The 24,467-nt window shown below is 71.2% G+C and carries 22 protein-coding genes; 13 read left to right on the forward strand and 9 right to left on the reverse strand.

The window, feature by feature from the left end:
- Nucleotides 1–66: 66 nt before the first annotated feature.
- The 3 genes from AB5J55_RS26370 to AB5J55_RS26380 all read left to right on the forward strand — a co-directional run bounded on the left by AB5J55_RS26370 (nucleotide 67) and on the right by AB5J55_RS26380 (nucleotide 3,008).
- Nucleotides 67–1,677, forward strand: a complete 1,611-nt coding sequence (locus AB5J55_RS26370) for a glycoside hydrolase family 20 protein (RefSeq protein ID WP_369276302.1) — start codon at nucleotides 67–69, stop codon at nucleotides 1,675–1,677.
- An 89-nt stretch (nucleotides 1,678–1,766) separates the two neighbouring features.
- Complete coding sequence (locus tag AB5J55_RS26375) at nucleotides 1,767–2,270, forward strand: hypothetical protein (protein WP_369273008.1); 504 nt, start codon at nucleotides 1,767–1,769, stop codon at nucleotides 2,268–2,270.
- A gap of 117 nt (nucleotides 2,271–2,387) precedes the next feature.
- Complete coding sequence (locus tag AB5J55_RS26380; protein ID WP_369273009.1) at nucleotides 2,388–3,008, forward strand: hypothetical protein; 621 nt, start codon at nucleotides 2,388–2,390, stop codon at nucleotides 3,006–3,008.
- Between the two features lie 160 nt (nucleotides 3,009–3,168).
- Here the strand turns inward: AB5J55_RS26380 and AB5J55_RS26385 are convergent, their stop codons facing one another.
- On the reverse strand, nucleotides 3,169–3,630 hold the full coding sequence (locus tag AB5J55_RS26385) for a DUF1877 family protein (protein WP_369273010.1): 462 nt from the start codon (nucleotides 3,628–3,630) through the stop codon (nucleotides 3,169–3,171).
- Nucleotides 3,631–3,796: 166 nt separating this feature from the next.
- Here AB5J55_RS26385 and AB5J55_RS26390 point away from each other — a divergent pair, with 166 nt between their 5' ends.
- The gene (locus AB5J55_RS26390) at nucleotides 3,797–4,180 is read left to right on the forward strand and encodes a hypothetical protein (RefSeq protein WP_369273011.1); all 384 of its coding nucleotides are present in this window, start codon (nucleotides 3,797–3,799) and stop codon (nucleotides 4,178–4,180) included.
- Between the two features lie 69 nt (nucleotides 4,181–4,249).
- On the opposite strand, the gene AB5J55_RS26395 is transcribed toward AB5J55_RS26390, so the two are convergent.
- Nucleotides 4,250–5,134, reverse strand: a complete 885-nt coding sequence (locus AB5J55_RS26395) for a septum formation family protein (protein WP_369273012.1) — start codon at nucleotides 5,132–5,134, stop codon at nucleotides 4,250–4,252.
- 253 nt (nucleotides 5,135–5,387) lie between these two features.
- Between AB5J55_RS26395 and AB5J55_RS26400 the strand changes: the two genes are divergently transcribed.
- The 4 genes from AB5J55_RS26400 (at nucleotide 5,388) to AB5J55_RS26415 (ending at nucleotide 9,172) form a co-directional block, all read left to right on the forward strand.
- Nucleotides 5,388–6,005 carry an RNA polymerase sigma factor gene (locus AB5J55_RS26400; RefSeq protein ID WP_369273013.1) on the forward strand — a complete coding sequence of 206 codons (618 nt, stop codon included), beginning with the start codon at nucleotides 5,388–5,390 and terminating at the stop codon, nucleotides 6,003–6,005.
- Nucleotides 6,006–6,259: 254 nt separating this feature from the next.
- Nucleotides 6,260–7,021 (forward strand): hypothetical protein, encoded by a 762-nt coding sequence (locus tag AB5J55_RS26405; protein WP_369273014.1) that lies wholly within the window; start codon nucleotides 6,260–6,262, stop codon nucleotides 7,019–7,021.
- A gap of 358 nt (nucleotides 7,022–7,379) precedes the next feature.
- Complete coding sequence (locus tag AB5J55_RS26410; RefSeq protein WP_328424264.1) at nucleotides 7,380–8,042, forward strand: RNA polymerase sigma factor; 663 nt, start codon at nucleotides 7,380–7,382, stop codon at nucleotides 8,040–8,042.
- Nucleotides 8,042–9,172 (forward strand): hypothetical protein, encoded by a 1,131-nt coding sequence (locus AB5J55_RS26415; RefSeq protein WP_369273015.1) that lies wholly within the window; start codon nucleotides 8,042–8,044, stop codon nucleotides 9,170–9,172. Before AB5J55_RS26410 ends, AB5J55_RS26415 begins: the two co-directional genes overlap by 1 nt.
- A 201-nt stretch (nucleotides 9,173–9,373) precedes the next feature.
- Here the strand turns inward: AB5J55_RS26415 and AB5J55_RS26420 are convergent, their stop codons facing one another.
- Complete coding sequence (locus AB5J55_RS26420) at nucleotides 9,374–10,234, reverse strand: L,D-transpeptidase family protein (RefSeq protein WP_369273016.1); 861 nt, start codon at nucleotides 10,232–10,234, stop codon at nucleotides 9,374–9,376.
- 178 nt (nucleotides 10,235–10,412) lie between these two features.
- On the opposite strand from AB5J55_RS26420, the gene AB5J55_RS26425 reads away from it, so the two are divergent.
- Together AB5J55_RS26425 and leuE are read left to right on the forward strand one after the other, a co-directional pair.
- A complete protein-coding gene (locus tag AB5J55_RS26425) occupies nucleotides 10,413–11,993 on the forward strand; it encodes a methylmalonyl-CoA mutase (RefSeq protein ID WP_369273017.1) in 1,581 nt (526 codons plus the stop codon).
- Nucleotides 11,994–12,059: 66 nt separating this feature from the next.
- The gene (gene leuE / locus AB5J55_RS26430) at nucleotides 12,060–12,707 is read left to right on the forward strand and encodes a leucine efflux protein LeuE (protein WP_369273018.1); all 648 of its coding nucleotides are present in this window, start codon (nucleotides 12,060–12,062) and stop codon (nucleotides 12,705–12,707) included.
- Here the strand turns inward: leuE and AB5J55_RS26435 are convergent, their stop codons facing one another.
- Nucleotides 12,708–14,105, reverse strand: a complete 1,398-nt coding sequence (locus tag AB5J55_RS26435) for an FAD-dependent oxidoreductase (RefSeq protein ID WP_369276303.1) — start codon at nucleotides 14,103–14,105, stop codon at nucleotides 12,708–12,710.
- A 97-nt stretch (nucleotides 14,106–14,202) separates the two neighbouring features.
- On the opposite strand from AB5J55_RS26435, the gene AB5J55_RS26440 reads away from it, so the two are divergent.
- Nucleotides 14,203–14,853 carry a TetR/AcrR family transcriptional regulator gene (locus AB5J55_RS26440; RefSeq protein WP_328424254.1) on the forward strand — a complete coding sequence of 217 codons (651 nt, stop codon included), beginning with the start codon at nucleotides 14,203–14,205 and terminating at the stop codon, nucleotides 14,851–14,853.
- A gap of 13 nt (nucleotides 14,854–14,866) precedes the next feature.
- Here the strand turns inward: AB5J55_RS26440 and AB5J55_RS26445 are convergent, their stop codons facing one another.
- The 5 genes from AB5J55_RS26445 to AB5J55_RS26465 all read right to left on the reverse strand — a co-directional run bounded on the left by AB5J55_RS26445 (nucleotide 14,867) and on the right by AB5J55_RS26465 (nucleotide 21,587).
- Complete coding sequence (locus tag AB5J55_RS26445) at nucleotides 14,867–15,796, reverse strand: class I SAM-dependent methyltransferase (RefSeq protein WP_369273019.1); 930 nt, start codon at nucleotides 15,794–15,796, stop codon at nucleotides 14,867–14,869.
- Nucleotides 15,797–15,996: 200 nt separating this feature from the next.
- Complete coding sequence (locus AB5J55_RS26450) at nucleotides 15,997–16,875, reverse strand: sulfotransferase (RefSeq protein WP_369273020.1); 879 nt, start codon at nucleotides 16,873–16,875, stop codon at nucleotides 15,997–15,999.
- 132 nt (nucleotides 16,876–17,007) lie between these two features.
- Nucleotides 17,008–18,177, reverse strand: coding sequence for an acyltransferase family protein (locus tag AB5J55_RS26455; protein WP_369273021.1), 1,170 nt, complete (start codon nucleotides 18,175–18,177; stop codon nucleotides 17,008–17,010).
- A gap of 1,101 nt (nucleotides 18,178–19,278) precedes the next feature.
- Complete coding sequence (locus AB5J55_RS26460) at nucleotides 19,279–20,613, reverse strand: polysialyltransferase family glycosyltransferase (protein WP_369273022.1); 1,335 nt, start codon at nucleotides 20,611–20,613, stop codon at nucleotides 19,279–19,281.
- Complete coding sequence (locus AB5J55_RS26465) at nucleotides 20,610–21,587, reverse strand: glycosyltransferase family 2 protein (protein ID WP_369273023.1); 978 nt, start codon at nucleotides 21,585–21,587, stop codon at nucleotides 20,610–20,612. Before AB5J55_RS26465 ends, AB5J55_RS26460 begins: the two co-directional genes overlap by 4 nt.
- 198 nt (nucleotides 21,588–21,785) lie before the next feature.
- On the opposite strand from AB5J55_RS26465, the gene AB5J55_RS26470 reads away from it, so the two are divergent.
- Nucleotides 21,786–23,099 carry a DUF6716 putative glycosyltransferase gene (locus AB5J55_RS26470; protein WP_369273024.1) on the forward strand — a complete coding sequence of 438 codons (1,314 nt, stop codon included), beginning with the start codon at nucleotides 21,786–21,788 and terminating at the stop codon, nucleotides 23,097–23,099.
- A gap of 65 nt (nucleotides 23,100–23,164) precedes the next feature.
- Complete coding sequence (locus AB5J55_RS26475; RefSeq protein ID WP_369273025.1) at nucleotides 23,165–24,463, forward strand: NTP transferase domain-containing protein; 1,299 nt, start codon at nucleotides 23,165–23,167, stop codon at nucleotides 24,461–24,463.
- The last annotated feature ends 4 nt before the right edge of the window (nucleotides 24,464–24,467 follow it).

The following is a 24,467-nucleotide window of genomic DNA, read 5'->3' on the forward strand; positions in this document are numbered from 1 at the left end:
GGCGATGTGAGCCAGCACAAGCACAGGCGCCGGGCACCGGCCAGGAGGGCACTGAAGCAGACGTGGGTGCTGATCGTCGCGGTGGTCCTCGTGACGGTCGGGGCCGGGGTGGGCATCGGGCTCCTGGCCACCGGCGACGACGGATCGTCGGCCCGGTCGGAGCAGCGGCGGTCGGGGCCGGGCACCGGCGAGGCCGTCTCACCCACCGCCCCGAGACAGGCGGCTCCGACTCCTGCGCCAACCCGGTCCTATCCGCTCTCGAAGGCTCCCAGCACCATCCCGTCCGTGACCTCCCACACCGCCGCCCGTGGGCCCGGCTGGCGTCCCGCGCAGGGCGAGCGGGTCGTCGTCAGCGACGCGGGCCTGGCCGACGAGGGCCGGCTCATCGCCGGTGAGCTGGGGCTCAAGTACGCCGGCGAGAAGGACGACGTGCGGGCCGGGGACGTGCGGCTGGCCCTGAACGACGACGAGGGCGCGGACCCGGAGTCGTACGCCATGACCGTGCGCGGCGGGCGGGTGACCATCAGCGGGCCCGGTGAGGCGGGGGTCTTCTACGGGACCCGGACGCTCAAGCAGGAGGTCCACGACGGGGGTACGGCGCCGGAGGGCGTCGTGCGGGACGAGCCCGCCAAGCCGGTGCGCGGATTCATGCTCGACATGGCCCGCAAGTACTTCACCGCGGACTGGATCGAGGACCGGGTGCGGGAGCTCGGCGACCTGAAGTACAACCAGCTGGGGCTGCATTTCTCCGACGACCAGGGATTCCGCATCGAGTCCGAGTCGCATCCCGAGATCGTGTCCCAGCAGCATCTGACCAAGGCGCAGGTCCAGAAGATCGTCAAACTGGCCCAGAGCCGGCACATCCAGATCGTGCCCGAGATCGACTCGCCGGGGCATCTGGGCGCCGTCATCGCCGCGCACCCCGATCTTCAGCTGCGCAACGTCAACGGGGTGGCGACCCGGGGCGCCATCGACATCTCCAAGCCCGAGTCCGCCCAGATCGTCGACGACCTGCTCAACGAGTACGCCGGCCTCTTCCCCGGCAACCAGTGGCACCTCGGCGGTGACGAGTACCAGGCGCTGGTCGTCTCGAATCCCGAGGCGTCCTACCCGCAGCTCGCCGCCGCCGCCCGCAAGGCCTACGGCTCCGGCGCCACCGTCGCCGACCTCGCCACGGGGTGGCTCAACGGCCGCGCAGCCACCGTCCGCGCCGACGACCGCACGCCGCGGGCGTGGAACGACGGGTTCTTCCGGGACACCTCCGTCCAGCCGGACAAGGACATCCAGGTGGCGTACTGGACGGGCAAGGAGATCGGCGCCCGGCTGCCCGTGGAGTACCTGAGTACGGGTCGAAAGGTCATCAACTACAACGACGAGTTCCTCTACTACGTGCTCGGGGAGCCGCAGACCTTCGTCTATCCGACGGGGCAGCGGATCTACGAGCAGTGGACGCCGCGGGTCCTGCGCGGCACGACGCCCGTGCCGGCCAAGTACGACGACCAGATCCTCGGCGGGTCCTTCGCCGTGTGGTGCGACCTCGCGAACTCGCAGACACAGGAGCAGGTCGCGGCCGGGATCCGGATGCCGCTGCGGGCGACGGTGCAGAAGCTGTGGGACGCGGGTGAGCCGGAACTGTCCTGGGCCGAGTTCAGGGCGCTCGCCGACCGGCTGAACTGAGCCCCGGATTTGGCCGATACGGCTGCGAACCCCCGTGCGACTGTGGTGTATTCGGCCCGAGCCGTACCGAACAGCCAGGGGGAACCGGAATGGGGTACTGGGGGTACTTCGTCGTGGGCCGCGGGGAGCGGCCGCTGGCGGAGCTGGACGCGCTGGCGGGCGCCGAGGGGATGACCCTGCGGGCGGAGGCGCCCGGCGGGTGGCAGGTGTGGGAGTACCCGAGCAGCGGCGCTGACGTCGGGAGCATGAACGCCTTGGCCCTGGAGACAGGGGCGCCCGCGCTCTTCGGATACGTCATGGACAGCGACTGCGTGGTGGTGGAGGCGGCTGCGCCGGAGAGCGGGGCCTGGACGACGTGTCTCGCGCGCGGCGCGATGGCCGGGTACCTCGGCGCCGGAACCGAGGGGCTCACGCTCGAGGACTACTTCCTCGAACCCCCCGAGGCCGCCGAGCGGGCCGTCGCCTGGGCCGCCGAAGCCGGGCACGAAGTGAACACCGAGTCGCTTGTCGCCGTACTCACCGCTGATGCGGACCCTTTGGCCGAAAACCTCTTCTTCCGGCTGCTCGACCGGCTGGGCGTCGTGCCCCTGTGACACTCCCGGGCCGTCGCACGCAGTAAGGGGAAGTGCGGGCTCCGTAAAGGACGGCGCTCGCCAGGGTTCTGTGCGGGGACCCAGACCCTCAGGAATGACCCGCTTAGGGAGGCGTGGATGAGCCTGGTGGAACTGATCGCTCAGGCCGACGAACGCGGACTGGCCGCCAGCGGGTTGGCTTGTTTGGATCGGTGCGTGCCGCTGCTCGGCGGTGACGACGAGGTGCTGCGGCCGCTGTGGGCGAACCTCGCGGACGGCGGGGACTCCGCCGCGTGGGGTGAACTGCTGGAGCAGGTGCGCGCGAAGCTGGGCGTCGCCGACGTCATGGACGACGCGGACGTCGAGGACGAGGCCGCCCTGCTCGCCCGACGGATGCTGGCCGCCGCCCCGGCCGTGCGGTCCGCCGCCGAGGCACGGATCTGGGCCGACGCCTGTTCCGTCGCCTCGCTGCAGATCCACCGGCTCCTCGACCCCGCGGAGGACGACGCGTCCTCGGCCGCCGCCCTCCCCGAGGCGCTCAGCTCGGCCCGCACGGAGGGGGCCTCGGCCTCCGCCGAGGGCCGGACGCAGGGCATGTCGCCGCTCGTCGCCGCCGAACTGCGCCGCCAGATCAGCGTCCTGGAGATTCTGGCCGGGCATGGCGCGAGCGGGTTGCGCCGGGCGCTGGAGGTGTCGACGGAGGGGCGGCGGGTGCTGCGGGCGGTGGTTTCCCGGCGTGCGCGGACGCTTCGCGGGTAGTGCCGGGTGCGAGGCGCTCCGCGAGTAGTGCCGGGTGTGCCAAAGGGGGCGCCGTGGGGAGTTCTCGGGCGGGTGCGGGTGCGGGTGCGGGTGCGGGTGCGCTGGGGCTTGTCGCGGAGTTCCCCGCGCCCCTTCTTGCGGCGTTGGAGGAAGGGGACCTCTATTGCAGGAGGCACTTCACCACCGCGTCGCCGCACTCCGCGGTTCGGGTGTAGAAGGCCGTCAGGTCGCGGTGGGCCGCCGCGAGGATGGTGTGCACTTCCGGTTCGGGAGGGGCTGTGGCCCGCAGCGGGCGCCACAGTGCCTCGAAGTCGGTCGAGCCGAGGTAGTCGGCCACGCGGGTGACCTGTGCCGCGGTGAGGATCAGGAACGGCGGGTGTTCCGGCACCGGGTGGTACACCGGCCGGCCGCCCAGGACCACGTCGGCCCGCGGGCCGTCCTGCGCCTGCCCCGCGTAGAGGGCGTGCTGGTCGGCGTACCGCTGGTCCAGCATCTCCTCGCGGTGCCGGTCGAGCCGTAGGCGCACAGTGTCCCAGTCGTCCTCGAACAGGCGCTGGAACCAGGTCGCGCTGTTGCGCAGTGCCGAGGGCGGCACCGCTCGGAGATGGAAGTACAGGCTCATCAGTGACTGGAGCGCACGGGAGCGGCGAAGTGTCACTCCCGGGTAAACCTGGTTCGTGGGGGAGTCGTGTGACTGTCGTGGGAGCGAGGTGGGGCGGTCCTGCGCCGGTCCCGGGAAGTCGCCGGATCCGGGTGACGAATCCCAGTTCGGACACGCTTTCCAGGGTGTGACGACTCAGCAGGAAACCAGGCCCGCAGCCGCTACCAAGCCGGTGCGGTGGGCGGCGGACGCGGTGGCGACGATGCGCGAGGGGGCGCGGTTGCGACTCGACTACTCGGCGCAGAGCCTGTGGCGGGTCGACCGGATGATCGAGGAGCTGCGCCGGGAACGGACGCCGTATGCCGCCGTGGAGAACACGCTGCGAGGTCTCGGCGCGTACGCCGGTGAGGTGATCGCCCGTCAGACCGGCGCCGAGTGGTGGGCGACGGGCGGCGACCACTGGATCCGTACGCCCGATGGGCGGCTGTGGGACCCCATCGACGAGGCGCGGCGGTGTTTCGCGGGCGACGGGTCGCTGCGGTTGCTGTGCCGGGACGCCGTACAGCGGTAGGCGACGGACGGAGATGGCCCGGCCGGGGCGCCCTGAAAGGGCGGGGTTCCGGCCGGGCCCGAGGGAGCGTCAGCTCGCCCAGACCTCCGCCTCGTCGGCCGGGACGGTGGTGGCCAGGCCCAGTTCCTTGCGGGCGGCGACCGTCTTGTTCGGGTCGATACCGGTGAACGCCGGGTCGTAGGCGATGTAGAACGCGTCCGTGTCGGCGGCGTTCGCGGCCTTCCTCCAGTGCGCGGCCGTCTTCGTCAGGTCCGCGCGGAGCTTGCCGACCTCCGTGCCGTCGATGTCCTTCAGGCCCTTCACGTGCGCGTCGAGGGCGGCCGCCACGGCCTTGGCCTGCGCCTTGTAGCCGGCGAAGTCCGCCTCGACGGTGTCCTTTTCGGACTGGTTGGCCCACAGCGCCTCGTAGACGGCGTTCGAACCGTTCAGGTACGCGCTCTGCTCGGGCTTCAGGGACTTCGCGTTCAGCGCGCCGGTGAACGTGCCCGAGTCCTTGGTGTAGCTGCAGCTCACGGCGCGGTCGCCGGTCGCCCAGCTCTCCTGGGTCGGGGTGTAGTGGGTCAGTCCGACACCCTTGGGGAGCGCCCAGGTGTCCGGGGCGAACTTCCCGGCCTCGACCGGGCACCGCTCGTCGGCGACGGCGGCGACCGCGTCGGTGCCGGGGTACTTCGAGCCTTCCTCGATCTTGAAGTCGCCGACGACCTGACCCGTGTGCGCCTCGGCACAGGGCACGATCTCGACGAGGATCTCCGTGCCGTCGCCCTTGTTGTTCGGGTTGTAGCAGTCCCCGACGTTCAGCGAGAACACCGATCTCTGGCGGGCCGCCTTCTTCGCCCCGTCCTTGGCGCTGTCGACGGCATCCGAGATGTCCGAGCATCCCACTGCGCCGACCGCGAGCAGGGCAACGACGGAGGATATGCCGCGAAGGGAGCGAAAGGGACTGCGAACTGACATGACGTTACATCCTCTTATGCGAACTTTATGTGGATCACGCCGCATCGTATGCCATCCCTGTGATGGGGCTGTGTGCAGGTCGCGGCGTATCTGACTCCCGATGAGCGGCAATGGTTGTAGCGACCGGCCGCAGGCGCTGCCCCTGTGACACTTCTGTGAGGCCGGGCGCTGTTGACCGTGGAGGGGCGTGGGAAAGGGTGGCCGCACCGCGGGGTGCGAATCCGCCGCGAACCGGTACGGACGAGGACAGTTCTTGGGCCAGGGAGGGGAACCCCGCCGCGGGCACGCGCACGACGGGGAGTTGAGCGCGGCCGTCGCGCGGGCTCAGGAAGGTGACGAGGCCGCCTTCGCGGTCGCGTACCGGCTGGTGCACCCGGGACTGCTCGGGTACCTGCGGGGGCTGGTCGGGGACGACGCGGAGGACGTGGCGTCCGACGCCTGGCTGGAGATAGCCCGGGACCTCGGCCGGTTCAAGGGCGACGGCGCCGGATTCCGGGGCTGGACCGCGACCATCGGCCGGCACCGGGCGCTGGACCATCTGCGTCGGCAGAAGGTACGGCCCCGGTCGTCGGCGCTGGAGCACGACGTACTGGACCTGCCCGGTCTGCAGAACACGCACGACCAGGCCCTGGAGTCGATCTCCACCGAGCGCGCCCTGCAGCTGGTCCGCGGGCTGCCGAAGGACCAGGCCGAGGCCGTGCTGCTCCGGGTCGTCGTAGGCCTGGACGCCCCCGCCGCCGCACGCGTCCTCGGCAAGCGCCCGGGCGCGGTCCGCACGGCTGCCTACCGGGGGCTGAAGCGCCTGGCGGAGCAGCTGGGCGTCGCAGGTGTGACGGATGACGGCCCCCAGACGCTGGGGGAATCGAAATGAACAGTGAGGGTGTCGGCGGCTGACGGGCGGTGCATCGACGCATCGCGCACGGTGCCACGGCGCTTCGATGAAGCGAGGCGACGTGCGCGGTGAGTCGTACGGGGCGCGACGGACGTACAGGCTCTAGAAGCTGGTGAGTCACAGCAGCAACGACAGCCACAGCAGCTACATGGGCCACGCAGGTCGCAGCGGTTGCGCAGCCAAAGGGTGGCGAAAGCCAACCAAGCAGGTCGGACAGGGACGGGAAAACGGACATGGGTGAACGGCAGAGCCACGGCGGAGAACCCGGCCGTCGGCATGCGCACCCTGAGGACGGGTCCGCGGGTTGCGCCTCCGGCCCGTCCGTGGCCCTCGACGACGCCGAACTGGAGGCGCTGCTCTCCGCCGCCGTACTGCGCGGGCATCCCGTGGACACCGAGGGCGAGCAGCGTGCCGTGGCGGCCTTCCGGGCCGCCCGTGCCGCGGGGGCGCACCAGGCACGCACCCGGCGCCGGGACGACTGGCGGCCGCGCGAGCCGCGCCGACTGCCGCTGTCGGTGAAGACCACGCTCTCCCTGTTCCTCGCGAGCCTCACGCTGGGCGGCGTGGCAGTCGCCGCGATCGGCTCGTCCGGCCCCTCGGAGGCCACGGGCGAGGACAGGGCCAGGCCCACCTCGTCGGCCGGATCCCCCGACCGGCCGACCGCCGTGCACCCCTCCGCGGCGTCCGGTGCCGCCTCCGCCAGGCCCGGCCACCCGACCACCGCCCAGGACACCGAGGCCAAGTGCAGGGCGTACGCCCAGGTCGAGGATCGCGGCAACGCCATGGACTCGACGGCCTGGCAGCGGCTCGTCGCGGCGGCGGGCGGTGCGGACAAGGTGGCCGCGTACTGTGCCGAGCAGTTGGACCGGACGGGGAGTGGGCCGACGAACGCCCCCTCGAACAAGGCTGACGGGGGCGGCGTCACCGGCAACGGCCGGAGCCAGGGCCCGGGCGACAAGGGTGGGTCCGGCAAGAGCGCCGAGAAGAAGGACTGACTCCGCGCCGACGCAACACGGGCCTTGCGCGAGACGACCGGGGCCGCCACCCCCCACAGGAGAGGCCCCGGCCGTCGCGCGGCACGGGCCGCGCGGCGGCCCGTACTTTCTACAGCGCCATGACTGCGTTTTCTGTCACACCTGGGCGGACACATCGCGGAATCCGGGGTAGTTGCACGTTGTACGGACATGGACGAGCAGCGCTTTCAGGCCGTAACGTGCCTTTCGCGCCGGACGCGGAAGGTGTATGACCACCGCAACGACCTGCGGTTCCAGAACCGCAACCATCAACTGAGGAACCACGACGGCGAGAACCGGTCCGCGACAGCGGCACCGGCTTAGGCGCAAAAGGGGCGCAGTGCTGGGGGACGACGCGGAGCTGACCGCCGCGGTGCTTGCGGCACAGGACGGGGACGAGAGCGCGTTCCGGACTGTGTACCGCGCTGTGCACCCGCGGCTGCTCGGGTACGTACGGACGCTGGTCGGTGACCCGGACGCGGAGGACGTCGCGTCGGAGGCGTGGCTGCAGATAGCGCGTGACCTGGAGCGGTTCAGCGGGGACGCGGACCGCTTCCGTGGCTGGGCCGCCCGGATAGCCCGAAACCGCGCCCTGGACCACATACGCATGCGCGGCCGCCGCCCCGCGATCGGCGGCGACGAGACGGAGCTGACCGGGAAGGCCGCCGAGTCCGACACGGCGGGGGAGGCCATGGAGGCCCTGGCCACCGACGGCACCCTCTCCCTCATCGCCCGGCTGCCGCAGGACCAGGCCGAGGCCGTCGTCCTGCGCGTGGTCGTGGGGCTCGACGCCAAGACGGCCGCCCAGACGCTGGGCAAACGCCCGGGTGCCGTACGAACCGCCGCGCACCGGGGTCTGAAGCGGCTCGCCGAGCTGCTCGGCGACGATCCGGAATCGACCGGGGTGCTCGACGCCCTGCCTCCTCAGCGAGGAACCCGCGACCGCGCGGTGACGTCTGCGAGTGTGACGCATATGCGTTCGCGGACGCAGAAGGATGTGTGATGGCCGACGAGCAGTACAGGTGGCTGGACCGCGAAACGGCGGAGCGTTTGCTGCGCGGAGAGTCACTCGAAGCTGTCGATCCGGCCGACCGTGACCAGGCCGAACGTCTCGCCAAGACGCTTGAGGCGCTGACCGCCGAACCCCCGCTGAGCAGCACGGAACTCCCCGGAGAGGCCGCAGCGCTGGCGGCGTTCCGCGCGGCGCGAGCGGGCCGGGGCACCGAGTCCGCGACCGTCGGCCACGGCTCCGCGTCCGGTGCCTGCGAGGCCGGCGAAGCCCTCGACGCCGGGCCCGTCGACGTCGGGCTGGTCCGTATCGGTCGCGCCGACAACGGTGTCCGCCGAGCCCCCTGGGCCCGTCCCGTACGGCTCGGTCTTGCCGCCGCGCTGGCCGTCGGCATGGTCGGCGGGGTTGCGGTCGCGGCTGGAACCGGAGTCCTGACATCGCCGTTCGTCGAAGACGAAGGGAGCCGCCCGGCCGCCACGGTCTCGACACCGGCACCACCGGAACGCCCGCTCTTCTCGCCCTCGCCGGACGGCGGCGTGTGGGGCGGACCCACGCCCGACGACGATTCGCGGGCACCCACCGATCCGGGCACGACCGAGGGCGCCGAACCGGGCGGTTCTGCCCCGGACCGCGGATCGGCCCGCGACCGGGACGAGGCCGGGGGCGGCTGGTGGAAGGTCGTCACCGCGTACTGCCGCGACCTGCGCGACGGCAAGGAGCTGTCCAACGACCGCCGCCGAGCCCTGGAGCGCGCGGCGGGGGACTCCGAACGCGTGCGGAAGTACTGCGACGGCGTCCTCAAGGCCGTCGCCGACGGCACCTGGGGCAAGTCGGGCAGCGGCACGGACCGGGACCGCGACCGGGACCGGGAGCGGGAACGGGAACGGGACAGGAACCGAGACCGGGACGACGACGAGGGCGACCGTGCCGATTCGCGAGGCGACGGCCGGGGCGGCCGGCACGGCGACGACGACCGCGACCACCACGGTGACCGCGGCCGTGACCGTGACGGCGGCCGTGACGGCCACCGCACGCAAAGCGCCGTAGCAGCTCCGTCCACCGTGGTGGCGCGCGCGGAGGCCCTCCTGCCGGACCGCGTCGTCACTTCCGTAACAGGCCGCTGACCTGCGATTTTGTAATTGGTTGAAAATTCTTCGCCGCAGGAGTGACACTTTCGGCCGCCATGGCGCTGATGTGAGTGAGCCGACTGGTCATCGGCCGTCGCACAGAGCCGGGGTTCCCCCCGTACCTACGGCTCGTGCATCGGCGCGGGCGGGACACGTTCCCCCGGTCCCGCCCGCGCCCCACACCCACCCTCCCGCGCCTCACCAGTGGACGACGACCTTGTCGCCGGTCCTCACCTGCGCGAACATCTCCGCGATCGCCCGCTCGTCCCGTACGTTGACGCAGCCGTGCGAGGCGCCCGCGTAACCCGTGGCCGCGAAGTCCGACGAGTAGTGCACCGCCTGGCCGCCGCTGAAGAACATCGCGTACGGCATCGGCGAGTCATACAGCGTCGACACATGGTGCCGTGACTTCCAGTAGACGCTGAACACACCTTCCCGGGTCGGTGTGTACTGCGACCCGAACCGCACCGGCACCGTCAGGACCGACCGCCCGTCGATCATCCAGCGCAGCGTCCGGCTCGACTTGCTGATGCACAGCACCCTGCCGGTCAGGCACCGGGCGTCCGGCGCGTCGGCCGGCTGGCCGCCCATCAGATACAGGTCCCACTTGCCGGGCTCGCGTGTCATCCTCAGCAGCCGTTGCCAGGTGACCTCGTCGGTCTTTCCCGTTTTCGGCAGCCCCCGCTTGCCCTGGAAGCCCCTGACCGCCTGCTCCGTCAGATCGTCGTACGTCCCGGTCGGCCCGTCGAAGAGCCAGGCGATCTGACGCAGACGGGCCTGGAGCTCCCGTATGTCACGGCCCTCGTCACCCCGCGACCACAGCACGGCGGGTGGTGCCGCGGGCGTGGGCTTCGCGCTCGGCTTGTCGTCGGGCGGTGCCGACTTCGGGGACGGTGTGCCACTCGGGAGCTCTATGCGCACGGGCGAGCGCCGCTCCTCCTCGCCGGAGGCCTGCACGGTGCAACCGCACAGCACGGTCAGCGCGGCACCGCAGGCCAGTACGGCGGTCCCACTCCCCAAGCCCCTGCCCCGTGTCCGCCCCATACCCCTGGTACGCATCCCGGCCCCCGTCGTCTCACCGCGGCCACTCCCGACCGCCCGACCGCCCTGGTGTCACCTGAGATGCTCCCCGCACGTGACCGGTTGCGAACTACGCGGCATGGTTGGACACAGAGGTGAAGGAGACCGTCCGCATCCGCGGGCGGCAACCACCACGGCGACCTCGGAGGCACACACCATGACGCGCGAGTCCGAGTCCGGAGTGCCCATCGAGCCGGTCTACGGGCCGGACGTGCTCAGTGGGTGGGACCCGGCCGAGAAGCTGGGGGAGCCGGGCTCATACCCCTTCACCCGCGGTGTCTACCCCACGATGTACACCGGCCGCCCCTGGACGATGCGCCAGTACGCCGGCTTCGGCACGGCGACGGAGTCCAACGCCCGCTACCGGCAGCTGATCGCCCACGGCACGACCGGCCTGTCGGTCGCCTTCGACCTGCCCACCCAGATGGGCCACGACTCCGACGCGCCGATCGCGCACGGCGAGGTCGGCAAGGTGGGCGTGGCCATCGACTCGATCGACGACATGCGGGTGCTGTTCGGCGGGATCCCGCTGGACAAGGTGTCGACGTCGATGACGATCAACGCGCCGGCCGCGCTGCTGCTTCTGCTGTACCAACTGGTGGCGGAGGAGCAGGGGGTCCCCGCGGACCGGCTCACCGGCACGATCCAGAACGACGTGCTGAAGGAGTACATCGCTCGCGGGACGTACATCTTCCCGCCGAAGCCCTCGCTCCGGCTGATCGCCGACATCTTCCGGTACTGCCAGGCCGAGATCCCGCGCTGGAACACGATCTCGATCTCCGGCTACCACATGGCCGAGGCGGGCGCGTCCCCCGCGCAGGAGATCGCCTTCACGCTCGCCGACGGCATCGAGTACGTCCGCACGGCGGTGGCGGCGGGCATGGACGTGGACGACTTCGCGCCCCGCCTGTCCTTCTTCTTCGTGGCCCGTACGACGATCCTGGAGGAGGTCGCCAAGTTCCGCGCGGCCCGCCGGATCTGGGCCCGGGTGATGCGGGACGAGTTCGGCGCGCGGAACCCCAAGTCCCTGATGCTGCGCTTCCACACGCAGACGGCCGGCGTCCAGCTGACGGCCCAGCAGCCCGAGGTGAACCTGGTGCGCGTGGCGGTGCAGGGCCTCGCGGCCGTCCTCGGCGGCACCCAGTCCCTGCACACGAACTCGTTCGACGAGGCGATCGCGCTGCCCACGGACAAGAGCGCCCGCCTCGCCCTGCGCACCCAGCAGGTGCTGGCGTACGAGACGGACGTGACGGCGACGGTGGACCCCTTCGCGGGCTCGTACGCCATCGAGCGGATGACCGACGACGTCGAGGCGGCCGCGGTCGAGCTGATGCAGCGCGTCGAGGACCTCGGCGGCGCGGTGGCGGCCATCGAGCACGGTTTCCAGAAGGGCGAGATCGAGCGCAGTGCCTACCGGATCGCCCAGGAGACGGACTCCGGCGAACGGGTCGTCGTCGGCGTCAACCGCTTCAAGCTCGACGCGGAGGAGCCGTACGAGCCGCTCCGCGTCGACCCCGCCATCGAGGCCCGCCAGGCGGAGCGCCTCGCGGAGCTGCGCGCCGGGCGCGACCGGTCCGCGGTGGACTCGGCCCTGGCCGCGCTGAGGAAGGCCGCCGCGGGGGAGGACAACGTCCTGTACCCGATGAAGGACGCGCTGCGGGCCCGGGCGACGGTGGGGGAGGTGTGCAACGCGCTGCGGGAGGTCTGGGGGACGTACGTCCCGAGCGACGCCTTCTGATCCGCGCCGTCTCGCCCGCTGAAATCCGGGATCGGATTGTCGTACCTGCGTGCCACACTCCTTTTCATGTTCGGTGTCATCGACCTCCCCACCTACCTCGCGGGCCTGATCCTGATCGTCCTGCTGCCCGGTCCCAACTCGCTGTACGTACTGTCCGTCGCCGCGCGCCGGGGCGTCCGTCCCGGGTACACCGCCGCGGCCGGTGTCTGGTGCGGGGACACCGTGTTGATGACACTGTCCGCCGCCGGAGTGGCGTCCCTGCTGCAGACGAACGCCGTGCTGTTCGGGATCGTGAAGTACGCGGGAGCCGGGTATCTGACCTGGCTGGCGATCGGGATGATGCGGGCGGCCTGGGGGATGTGGCGGGCCCGGCGCGAGGCGGTCGTCGAGGACAGCCTGGCCCCGGCCGCCGAGGAGCGGCCCTTCCGGCGGGCCTTCGTCGTCAGCCTCCTCAACCCCAAGGCGATCCTCTTCTTCGTCGCCTTCTTCGTGCAGTTCGTCGATCCGGCGTACGCCTACCCCGCGCTGTCGTTCGTCGTGCTCGGCGCCTTCGCGCAGCTCGCGAGCTTCCTGTACCTCAGCGCCCTGATATTCGGCGGCACAAAGCTGGCGGCAGCCTTCCGCAGGCGCAAGCGGCTGTCGGCCGGGGCCACTTCGGCGGCGGGGGCGTTGTTCCTCGGGTTCGCGGTGAAGCTCTCGCTCGCCGGCACCTGATCAGAGGCCGACGCGCGCGAGGTAGGCGGGCAGGCCGTCGGCCGTCTCGCCCGCCCACCCCACATACCCGTCAGGCCGGACCAGGAGCAGGCCCTTGCCGTACGACGCCTGCACCTGCCCGCCGACCACCCGTACCGCCTCCGGCAGTTCCGGTGCCTGCGCGCCCACCGCGACCAGCGTCCAGTGCGGCCCCCGGAACGCGTCGAACAGCCGCACTCCACCCAGCGCCCCGTCCGGCGCGCGGTCACCCGCCCGCACCGGGCCCGGCGTCGGCCGTGTCTCCCGGGTGAGCGACGACTCCCGGTACCCCAGGCCGAGCTGGCGGGTCGCCTCGCCGCGGCGCACCTGGCCGCGGTGCACGCTCGTCGACAGGCCGAGCATGTCCGCGGCGATGGGACGCCGTTCCTCCTCGTAGCTGTCGAGGAGCGCCGCGTCGGCCCCGTCCCGCAGCACCGCACCCAGCTTCCAACCCAGGTTGTAGGCGTCCTGGACGCTGGTGTTGAGGCCCTGCCCGCCCGCCGGCGAGTGGACGTGCGCGGCGTCCCCCGCGAGGAACACCCGCCCGTCCCGGAACCGGTCCGCCAGGGCCGCGCGCGGCCGGAAGTCCGAGGCCCAGCGGACCTCCGTCACGTCGTCCGGCGCGAGGTGGGAACGCGCGGCGACCGCCTTGCGCACACCATCCGGTGAGACGTCCACCGACGTCCCCTCGGGGAACCGGGCCGCGACCTGGAAGTCCTCCGTGCCCGCGAGCGGGCAGATCGCGAGGAAGTCCTGGCCGTCCCCACGCGGCGGGAAGATGTGCCAGTTGTCCCGGTCCAGGCCCGTGATCCTGACGTCCGCCACCAGCGTCGGGCTCGGGTCGACGGTCTCCCCGCTCATGCCGATGCCGAGGGCCCGCCGTACGGCCGAACGGCCGCCGTCGGCGGCGACGACGTACCGCGCGCGGACGCTCTCGCCGGCCGCGAAGCGAGCCGTCACGCCGTCCTCGTCCTGCGTGATCCCGACGACCTCCCGGCCGAAGGCGACCCCGCCGCCCAGCTCCGCCAGCCGCGCGAAGAGAATCTCCTGCGTGCGCCACTGCGGAACCATCCACGGCTCGGTGTACGGCGAGTCCTCCGTGACCTCCGCCGGGTCGAACATCTGGTGCTCGCCGACCCGCCGGCCGTCCTGCCAGATCATCCCGACGGGATAGCTGCCGCCCGCCGCGCGGATCGCGTCGAGGACGCCCAGGTCGTCGAAGACCTCCATCGTGCGGGGCTGGATCCCCTTGCCGCGCGACCCGGGAAAGAGCCGCTCCGCCCGCTCGACGACCAGCGCGTCCACGCCGCGCCGGGCGAGGTCGATGCCGAGGGCGAGGCCGGTGGGGCCCGCGCCGACGATCAGTACGTCCGTGTCCACCGGTACATCCGCATGTGTGTTCATGAGCGCCGTCTCCTTAACGCTGTTAAGTAGCTTCGCTCACGAGCGTGCCCTTAACGGCGTTAAGCTGTCAAGCGTGAATACGGAACGCCGAGCGCCCCTCGATCGCACACGCGTGGCGGACACCGCCCTCAAGCTCCTGAACGAGGTCGGTCTCGACGGCCTGACCCTGCGTGCCATCGCCAAGGAGCTGGACGTCAAGGCGCCGGCCCTGTACTGGCACTTCAAGGACAAACAGGCGCTGCTCGACGAGATGGCGACCGAGATGTACCGGCGGATGGTCGCCGCGACGCCCCTCGACCCGGACGAGGGCTGGCGGGAGCGGCTCCTGAGGTCCAACCGCGGGCTGCGCGCGGCGCTGCTCGGCTACCGCGACGGGGCCAAGGTCTTCAGCGGCTCACGCTTCACCGGCATCGAGCACGCCGAGCAGATGGAGGACAACCTGCGCCTGTTCACGGCCGCCGGCTTCGCCCTCGCCGACGCGGTCCGGGCGACCTCGACGACGTACTTCTACACTCTCGGCTTCGTCACCGAGGAACAGGGCGTCGAGCCGCTCGCGGGTGAGCGCCGCGAGGGGTACGACATAGAGCAGCGCGCCCGCCTGATGGCCGACTTTCCCTTGTCGGCTCAGGCGGGCGCGGAGATCTTCACCGACTACGACCGGCACTTCGAGGAGGGTCTGGCGGTGGTGATCGCCGGGATCGAGGCGCGGTACGGGGTCGGCTGAGCGGTGCGGCGGATCAACTCGCCCGGCGGCGGGCGTTGCGGATCGCGCGGGTGACGACCGGCGGGAGCACATCCGCGGCGAGCCTGCGGGCGCGGCTGCGGGGCGCCTTCGGGCGCGCGGGACGAGCGGCGGAGGCGGCGGGCGCGGCGGGTGCGGCGGGCTCAGCGGGGATGCTGTCCGCGTGCCGGGACGGCGGGAACGGCGGAGCCTGCGTGCCCTTGGCCTTGAGGCGGATGATGCGGTGCCCGGCCGCCTGCTGGACGCTGAGGTGGCAGTCCTTGCGCGCCCGCACCATCGCCAGCAGCTCCTCCTGGACCGGCTCGGGGTCGCCCCAGGTGGCGTACAGCTTCTGGGTGCTCAGACAGATCGGGCGCAGGCCACGGTTGATCACGGCCTCCCAGGTGGCTATCGCCACTCCCGGGGTGTGCTCGGAGCGGAAGTCGTCCAGGACGACCACCCCGTCGGGCAGCAGCAGGTCGTGGGCCGCGCCGATGTCCGCGTACACGTGCTCGTACAGGTGCGACCCGTCGACGTGGACGAACCGGCAGGAGCCCGCCGGGACCTCGTCGGGCACGATCGAGCTGGGGCCCTGCAGGACGCGCGGCAGCTCGTCGTGGAAGGAGAGGTAGTTCTCCTCGAAGGCCTGCCGGGTCAGCGCGCTGTACGACTTCGCCGACTCCGCCTTGTTGGCGTCGTCCGGCGCGTCGCCCTCGAAGAGGTCGCACACCGTGTAGCGCTCACCCGGCTGGAGGCGTTGGCCGGTGAAGATCGCGCTCTTGCCCATGAACACCCCGATCTCCAGCAGGTCGCCGCGCATCCCCGCGGACTGCTGCCGGTCGAGGAGCCAGTCGAAGAGCACCTGGTCGAGCGGGGGAAACCAGCCGGGGACGTCGTCAAGGGTGCGAGGGCGTCGGACGGCGGGCGTGGACTGTGTGGCTGCCATAGGCGCGAGCACTCCGTTGTGATCCTGCGAGTCGGACGGGGTACTCCGGTGTCTGCCCCGTGCGAATACGCCAAACCAGCTGTGCGATGAACGGCAGGACAACATCGCATGGTCAACGGGGGGCTCATCGGTTTCCTGGTGGTGTACCGGATCGCCGAGGGTGGCAGGCCGCCCCGGACGGGGTGCCGGACCAGCGGTTTTCAGTCCGGATACCCCCACGCCCGCGCCACTTCTGCCAGCCGCTCCGGAAGCTCTACGTCCGGGTGTGCGGAGCGGGCGGGCTGGATCCGGCCGGACTTGAGGGTGCTGGACCAGTCGCCGAGCTGAGGGCGGAGGGTGCCGTGGTCGTGTGCGCCGTAGTCGAGCATGGCGGGCTCCCACGGAAGGTCGAGATAGGCGCAGATGCCGCGGGTGATCCGTTCCGGCTCCGCGGTCAGCTCCTCGTACCGGATCACATGGGCGTCGAGGTGGCGGCGTGCCTCCTCCAGCTTCTCGCTGTAGGCGAGGACCTCGGCGCGGATGGCCTCGTGGTCGGGGTCCGCCCGGCGGCTGGTCAGGGACGCGATCACGGCGGCCGGGTGCCGCAGCAGCAGGATGTGGCGGGCCTGCGGCCAACATCGGTGCAGCCGGGGCCAGATGAGGGTGTTCGGCGGGGTCTTGTCGACGATGACGTCCTTGCCGCTGCGGGTGAGCTCCAGGTGCAGCACCCGGTCCCACAGCAGGTGTTCCAGCTCGTCCTTGTCGAGCTCCAGCTCCCTCATGGCAGCCGCGGTGAACTCGCGGGACAGGTGCACGTGCAAGGTGCGCAGATGCATCTCGTGCGGGGCCCGGATCCGGCTGTGGCTGTTCAGCAGTACCCGGAGCAGCGTCGAGCCGGAACGCACCGAGGACAGGACGAAGACCGGCGACTCCACGAGACGCGGCGCGGGCGGGGCGGTGTAGCCGGCGTCGCCGTCATCGGGGCTGCGGGGCGAGGGGACGGCGTTGAGGTTCCCGCGCGGTGGGCTCACGGCCTGCATCATCAGCCTGCCCCGACGCTTCAGTCCCTTGCCGATCGCCGTCATCCGAGGGTCTCGCACGGTGACACCTTTCTCTCGCGCTGTGCCCTCCGCATCCCAGGAGCGGCAGTTGAACGGCAGATGACGCGCGGGAGAAGCCAAGCGGGGACGTGCGTGCGCACATCCCCGCTGACCAGGTGTCTTACCGCTTCCTTAATTCTTCCTGGGAATCGAGGCCAGCTTGCGACGAATCAGCGGAGTGGCCCAGTCCTCCACGTACCGGTTGAGCAGCCGGGCGAGCAGCAGCATCGCGCCGACGGTCAGCAGGACGGTGGCGTACGACGGGATGTTCAGCCCCTGGTGGAGTGCCTTGATGACGACCCAGCCCAGGTGCTCGTGCACGAGGTAGAAGGGGTACGTCAGGGCGCCCGCGACCGTCAGCCAGCGCCAGTTGGCCCAGTGCAGCCAGCCCAGCGCGATCGCCGCCACGGCGACGTAGCCCAGGGTGACCACCAGCATGATGCCGAAGGAGCTGCGGTAGGAGAAGGCGTCCACGTCGGGGGCGTGCCACAGCCGCGACACCGCGTAGTGCTGGCCGATCAGCCAGCTCACGATCACGATGCCCCAGGCGTACGCGTCCTTGCGGTCGCGGTGCACCAGGTACAGGCCGACGCCGCCGATGAAGTACGGGGCGTACTCGGGCATCAGGACGATGTCGAGGAGCGGCTCCTGCGCGCCCTCCGTGATGACCGCGGCGAGGGTCCAGACGGCGCAGAACAGGATCACGCGGCGCCGGGTCGCACCGGGCAGCACGACGCACAGCGCGAACAGGGCGTAGAAGCGGATCTCCGCCCACAGGGTCCAGCACACGCCGAGCACCCGGTCGACGCCCAGCGGCTGCTGAAGCATCGTCAGGTTCACCAGGGCGTCGCTGGGGGACACCGCCTTGTAGGTGACGACCGGCAGCGCGAAGACGAGCGTCACGATGATGATGGCCGCCCAGTAGGCCGGCAGCAGCCGGGCGGCGCGGGACGCGAAGAACGACTTCAGCGGTCTGCCCCAACCGCTCATGCAGATCACGAACCCACTGATCACGAAGAACACCTGGACGCCCAGGCAGCCGTACGCGAAGTAGCCGTGCAGCGTGGGGAACTGCTGTTGGGGCGAGCTCCCCCAGGCGTCGGTGACCTCGCCGCCGCGGCCGCCGTAGTGGTACGCCGCCACCATCAGCGCCGCGACCAGGCGCAGTCCGTCCAGTGCGCGCAGCCGGGGCTCGCGGGGCTTGTCCGGCTTGGGCGGGCGGGACGAGGCGGCCGATGGGAGGACGGTGCGTACCACGGTGCCCGTGGAGGTCACTTTGGTGTCCTCGGGCGTGTCGATCACAGGATTCCCCTCGCTGGGATTCAGCCGGACCACAGCACACTAGTCCGAATCCCGACGCCCAAATCGGCGAGCGGCGCAAGATTCGCCCCGCCGTCCGCGCGAGTTCACCTATGCGTCGCTTCCAACTCCGGCCCCACCGGCACCACCCCCGTGACGCCTCGCGGTTGTGAAAACGCCGCATAGACGGAGTGTCGTTTCGGCGACGTTGGGGTGCCGTGCTGGGGGGCCGGTTGGGCGGACCCATGTGGGTGAGGGGAGTTGAACAACTGCTCGACTGGGAGGGGCGGGCGGGGCGCCCTACGGTCGTATGAGCGTTACGTCGAGTCGCCGCCGGAGGACGGGTGGCTGAGACCGGAGCCGCTCTGCTGAACAGCGGCAGGCTGGCGGGGAAGGAAGGGAAGCAGCACGCTCCGCCCGGGCGCCGAGCCCCCCGCCTTACCGCTCGGCGCGCAACCCGCACCGACCGCCGAGGGCGCCCCCGCGCGGGAGCGCCCATCGCGCCACCGAGCTCTTACGGCCGGGGCTCCGCCTGCCTCGACCGGCAGCCGAACGCACCCGGTGGTCGAAAGCCTCGCGCGGGCGCCCCGCAGCACCGCCGCCCTTTCCCATCTACGGTCGGCGACCGGCTGTCCCCACGCTCAGTCGGCAGTCGGCTGGCCCCTGTTCTCGCAGGCCTAGTGCGTCGCGACCCGGCGTCCCACCCCGGCCGACAGCCGAAGGGTCGCCACCCTCGACCGGCAGTCGGACACCGCCCGGCCCGCACGGCCTCACGCCGGGTGCCTCAGCGGCGCTGCCCCCTGCCGCGGCCGGCGGCTGGAGGCTTCCCGCGCTCGAACAGCCTCGCCGCAGCGCCGCCACTCTTCCGCGGCGGCCGGCCGGAGGCTCCTCCTGCTCGAAGAGTCCTGCGCGAAGGCGCCCTAACAGGGCCCCCGGCGGACGCATTCCGGGCTCGCGTCAGCCCCCGCGCGCGGGGTACCCACAGCGTGGCCTCTTTTCCGCCGCCGGCCACCGGAGACTCCCCGTGCCGAAGAGAGGAGTCTGGGGCGCCCCCCGGCGACAAACCCCCGTCAGTTTCCGTCCGAGTGGTCCGCCGGCGAGGCGTCAGCGGCGTACCGCCCGCCGCAGGTTGCGGGCCTTGCGGGCCATGCGGCGGACCGTGGCGTTGCGGGGGATGAAGGACAGCTGGGCCGGGACGCCGCCCGGCAGGGCCAGGGACGTCAGGCGCTTGCGCTTGAAGTAGCGGAGCGTCCGTTCGCTCAGGTTCTTCGCCAGGTACCGCTCGGTCTCCTCGCGCAGCCCCGGCAGGATCTTCGGCTGCATCGCGAAGCCCACCGCACGTACCAGCGCCCCCAGTGCATCGACGTCCATGCTCCGGCGCTGCTCGGTGACCGCGGTACGGTCGCCCAGCTCCGGAAGCAGCGCGTGCACGATCGTGACCGGCACCCGGTTGCTGTTCTCGTACGGTGTCAGCCGCTCCAGCAGCAGCTCGGTGCCCACCTGCGCGACCGGAAGGCCGTACAGCGCGGACGCGGTGAGCAGGGCGGTCGAGAAGCAGCCCACCACCAGCGCGGGCCGCATCCGCTGGTACAGCACCTCGGCGAGGACCGGCGTGTCGAGCACGGTGAGCTCGACGCCGAGCTTCTCCGCCTCCTTCTCCAGGCTGCGGGTGAAGCGGGCCGGAGCCGAGGGGTGCGGCTTGAACACCACCTTGTCGTGGCCCAGTCCGGCCGCGCCCTTCAGCATCCGCACATGCAGGGCCTCCTCCTCGTCGTCGCTGAGGATGCCGAGCGCGGAGAGGTACTGGCCCAGCAGCAGCGCGGGCTCCTCGATCTCCGGCAGCGCGTCACCGGAGGAGACGAGTTCGGCCAGCACCTTGGTGATGGCCGGAGTCGGCACGATCTCCGCCGGCACACCGAACTCGGTGAGCAGCAGCGGCTTCAGACCGGGCACCAGGTCGAGGTGCAGCACCCGGTCCACGCGGGTGCCGACCAGCGGGTCGATCTTGTTGCGGGTGGGGCCGTAGCTCATCAGGCCGTCGGCGTAGACGGTGACCGGCGCGCCGGTGAAGATCTGCGCGATGCCCAGCGACGGGTTGACCTGGATCGACTCGACCGCCAACTCGACGTCGTCGTCTCCGAGTTGCCACTCGTGGCGCAGGAACCTCTCCCAGAGCGGCAGATCGTCCTGCCGCGGCGACCAGCCACCGGGGTGGAAGGGGAAGATCGTCTCGTTGTACGACAGCACGTCGTCGAAGCGCTCACGCAGCCGCTCGAAACCCGGCATCTCGTCGAGGCCGGGCGTCGTCTCGGGCGTGGCGGCGTTGTTGCAGACCAGCAGGATGCGCCGGTCGGCGGGGCGGAAGCAGCCGGAGTCCAGGGCGGTGGCGAGGGTGGCCACGCCGTACAGGGTGGACGCCTGGAAGATCTGGGTGGTCACGCGGCGACCCCCGCAGGGGCGGGACGGCGACGCAGCCGGCGCAGCCGCGTGGCGCGCTGGATGTCCATGGAGTCCAGCGCCTCGTCCAGAACGTTCTGCGGCATGCGCCGCAGGGCCGCGGCACTCATGGATTTCAGCTTTTTCGCCACCGCGGGCTCGAACCTTTCGATGGATCCCAGATGATGGGAAATGATGGCGCAATAAGTACGCACGGCCTTCGGCAGGAGTTTGTCCGCCTCAGCGTCCTGCGCGGTTTCCTCGATGACCTGGTCGAACGCGCGAATGAAATCGAGTTGGCGCACATCACCGATCTGGGTGAGCGACGAGGCGACGCCACGCCGGTAGAAGACGCCGAGCAGGCTCACCGCGGCGAAGGAATCCGCCTCCCGGTGCAGCTTCCAGATCCACGGCCGGTCCTCGGCCGTGCGGAGCCCGTCGGTGAAGTGCAGCACCCCCTTGTCGACCAGCCGGCGGTGGTAGATCCCCGCCCAGGCGTACGCGTAGTCGACGGAGGTGGAACGGTCGGCGGGCAGGATCGCCTCACGCGGATTCATCACGACGTTCCGGCGCCCGTGCGGCACCCGGTGCACAGCGCGCGCCCGCGCCGTGCACTGGACGTGGTCGGTGCGCAGGAAGTCGCAGCCCAACTCCTCGATCGCGGCGACCAGTCGGGGGTAGTAGCCGGGGGCGAGCCAGTCGTCGCCGTCCAGGAACGTCAGGTACTCGCCGCGCGCGCGGTCGATGCCGGTGTTGCGCGCGGTCGCCAGTCCCCCGTTCTTCTCGTGTCTGACATGTACGGCGCCTGGCAACTCGCGTTCCGCGCGCGCGAGGATCTCTGGCGTCCCGTCGCGCGAGCAGTCGTCGACGAGAATGAATTCGAAGTCCTCACGTGCGTTCGCACGCAGGCTCCTCAGGGTGTCGGGCGCGTATTGCTGCACGTTGTAGAACGGCACGATGACGGAGAGCTTGACCACGCAATGGACGTTAGGACGAAGCCCGTCATTCGTCTTGACGATCGCCTTGAATCGAGGTGAACGACGTGTGGCGAAGCCGTGAACCGGGCTTTTTTACAGCCCGTTCCCGGCTCGATTCGCCGTTCGTCGATGTGCTGTTAACCGTCTGTTGCATTCTGGTTGGGCAGAACCTCGAAAAGGCTTCCTAGCGTCTTCGATGTGCCAGCAAGTGCGACGAAGACCCGACGAGTTGCCGTCCTCGCGGATTCCGATACCCGGTGGAAATGGGGCGCGCTCACCGCGAACCGTATCTCCCCGGAGGATTCGGACATCCGTCTGGACGGATTCCTCCTGCGTGGCCGGGCCACCCCCACCGCCCGCCAGCTCCAGGAGGTGGGCGTCCACGCCGACTCCCTCCGTGAGGTGAGCGCCGTGGAGTTCCTGCGCACCATGGCGCAGGAGTCGTACGACGTCCTGGTCCTCGCCCTCGTCGGCGGGGGCGTGCAGGCCATGCTGCACGGCCTCAAGCGGGTCTGGGAAGGGCAGCCCCAGCGGCCCGTGGTCGTCACCGGCTACGTCGGTGTCGTCTACGAGAAGCTCGCCGACGGCCTGCTGCTGCGGCACGGCGCGGACCTCGTCCTCGCCAACTCCCGCCAGGACGCCGAGCGGTTCCGCGCGGTGTACGACGGGGTCGGCGCCGACTCCTCGGCGGTGACCGAGGTCGCCCTGCCGTTCCTCGGCGGCGCGCCCTACCCCGGCGAGCACGACCCGTACACCGTCGTCTTCGCCGCCCAGCCCTCCGTGCCGGACAGCCGCAAGGACCGCACGTACCTGCTGAACCGGCTCATCCAGCACGCCCGCAGGCACCCCGAGCGCGAGGTGCTGCTCAAGCTGCGCTCCAAGCCGGGCGAACACACCACGCACATCGAGGAGTTGCCGTACCAGAAGCTGATCCAGCGGCTCGACCCGCCGGCCAACTTCAAACTGGTGTACGGGAACATGGGCGAGGTCCTCGACCGCACCGACCTGCTGGTCACGATCAGCTCCACGGCAGCGCTGGAGTCGCTGCACCGCCGTATCCCCACCGTCGTCCTCAGCGACCTCGGCGTGCGCGAGGTGCTCGGCAACCACCACTTCGTGGGCTCCGGCTGCCTCGCCTCCTGGGACCAGCTGGACGACGGGCACAGCCCGACGCCCGACGAGGAGTGGGTGTCCCGGCAGGGCGTGTGCGCCGACGGCTCGTACGCCACCGCCTTCGACGCGGCCCGCGAGCGCATCGACAAGCTGCTGGAGCGTCCGGGCGGACTGCCCGCCCTCACGCCGTACTACACGCCGGCCACCGCGCCCGGCTATCTGCCCGGCATCCTCGCCCGCCACCACCTCGGCCCGGACGGCAGCCCGCTGCCCGGCGCCCCCGCCCACGACAGGGAGCCCGGCCCCGTCCGGCAGATCGTGCGCCGGGCGGCGCGCGGCGCCTACCGGCACGGCGTGCAGCGCGTGGCCCCCGTCATCCGGCGGATGGGGGAGCTGTGAGCGACCCGACCGGGGCGCCGGGACGCGCCCCGAAGCCTTTGCAAGGAGCCCAAGGAGTGGAGCCCATGTCCAACCCGGAAGCAGGTCAAGGCACCTCGGTGCCCAGGGTGCTCGCCGTGATCCCCGCGCGCGGCGGCTCCAAGGGCGTGCCCGCGAAGAACCTCATGCCCGTCGGCGGCGTACCGCTGGTGTCGCGTGCCGTACGTGAGTGCCGGGCCTCGCGGCTCGTCACGGACGTCGTCGTCTCCACCGACGACCAGGGCATCGCGGCCGCCGCCCGCCAGGCCGGCGCCGAGGTCGTGCTGCGCCCCGCCGCCATCGCCGGCGACACCGCCAGCTCCGAGGCCGCCGTCCTGCACGCCATGGACGCCCACGAGACGCTGCACGGCTCGCCGGTGGACGTGGTCCTGCTCGTGCAGTGCACCAGCCCGTTCATCATCCGCGAGGACCTCGACGGCGTCGTCAAGGCGATCGTCGCCAACGGCGCCGACACGGCCCTGACCGTCGCGCCCTTCCACGGCTTCGTGTGGCGCCACGGCGACGACGAGCCGACCGCCCTGCGCGCCGAGCGCGAGGCCGCCGAGGGCGGCACCGACACGGTCACCACCCGCACCACCAGCGGCGGCGGCTACGGCGTCAACCACGACAAGTCCTTCCGCCCGCGCCGCCAGGACCGCCCCCAGGACTTCCTGGAGACCGGCGCCGCCTACGCGATGGACGCCGCGGGCTTCCGCGAGCACAAGCACCGCTTCTTCGGCCGCACGGAACTCGTGCGCACCGACCCCGCCCGGGTCCTGGAGATCGACGATCCCCACGACCTGGCCCGCGCCCGCGCGCTGGCCCCGCTGTTCGACGCGGACCGGCCCGGCGCCCTCCCGACCGCCGACGACATCGACGCGGTCGTACTGGACTTCGACGGCACCCAGACCGATGACCGGGTGCTGATCGATGCCGATGGAAAGGAGTTCGTCTCCGTGCACCGCGGAGACGGCCTCGGCATCGGAGCCCTGCGCAAGAGCGGGCTCAGGATGCTCATCCTCTCCACGGAGCAGAACCCGGTCGTCGCCGCCCGCGCACGGAAGCTGCAGATTCCCGTGCTGCACGGCATCGACCGGAAGGACCTCGCACTCAAGCAGTGGTGCGAGGAGCAGGGCATCGCGCCTGAGCGCGTGCTCTACGTCGGCAACGACGTCAACGACCTCCCGTGCTTCGCCCTCGTGGGCTGGCCCGTGGCGGTCGCGAGCGCCCACGACGTCGTGCGCGGCGCCGCACGCGCGGTCACCACCACCCCCGGTGGCGACGGCGCAATCCGAGAGATCGCCAGCTGGATCCTCGGCCCCTCTCTCGACTCCCTCACCAAGTAAGGAC

Origin of the sequence: Streptomyces sp. R11 (assembly GCF_041051905.1) — a bacterium.
Lineage (GTDB): Bacteria > Actinomycetota > Actinomycetes > Streptomycetales > Streptomycetaceae > Streptomyces.

Bases quoted from the DNA above. Each gene is read 5' to 3' on its own strand.
- AB5J55_RS26375 (WP_369273008.1), top strand. From the start codon at position 1,767: ATGGGGTACTGGGGGTACTTCGTCGTGGGCCGCGGGGAGCGGCCGCTG.
- AB5J55_RS26380 (WP_369273009.1), top strand. From the start codon at position 2,388: ATGAGCCTGGTGGAACTGATCGCTCAGGCCGACGAACGCGGACTGGCC.
- AB5J55_RS26385 (WP_369273010.1), bottom strand. From the start codon at position 3,630: ATGAGCCTGTACTTCCATCTCCGAGCGGTGCCGCCCTCGGCACTGCGC.
- AB5J55_RS26395 (WP_369273012.1), bottom strand. From the start codon at position 5,134: ATGTCAGTTCGCAGTCCCTTTCGCTCCCTTCGCGGCATATCCTCCGTC.
- AB5J55_RS26405 (WP_369273014.1), top strand. From the start codon at position 6,260: ATGGGTGAACGGCAGAGCCACGGCGGAGAACCCGGCCGTCGGCATGCG.
- AB5J55_RS26415 (WP_369273015.1), top strand. From the start codon at position 8,042: ATGGCCGACGAGCAGTACAGGTGGCTGGACCGCGAAACGGCGGAGCGT.
- AB5J55_RS26420 (WP_369273016.1), bottom strand. From the start codon at position 10,234: ATGCGTACCAGGGGTATGGGGCGGACACGGGGCAGGGGCTTGGGGAGT.
- AB5J55_RS26425 (WP_369273017.1), top strand. From the start codon at position 10,413: ATGACGCGCGAGTCCGAGTCCGGAGTGCCCATCGAGCCGGTCTACGGG.
- leuE (WP_369273018.1), top strand. From the start codon at position 12,060: ATGTTCGGTGTCATCGACCTCCCCACCTACCTCGCGGGCCTGATCCTG.
- AB5J55_RS26445 (WP_369273019.1), bottom strand. From the start codon at position 15,796: ATGGCAGCCACACAGTCCACGCCCGCCGTCCGACGCCCTCGCACCCTT.
- AB5J55_RS26475 (WP_369273025.1), top strand. From the start codon at position 23,165: ATGTCCAACCCGGAAGCAGGTCAAGGCACCTCGGTGCCCAGGGTGCTC.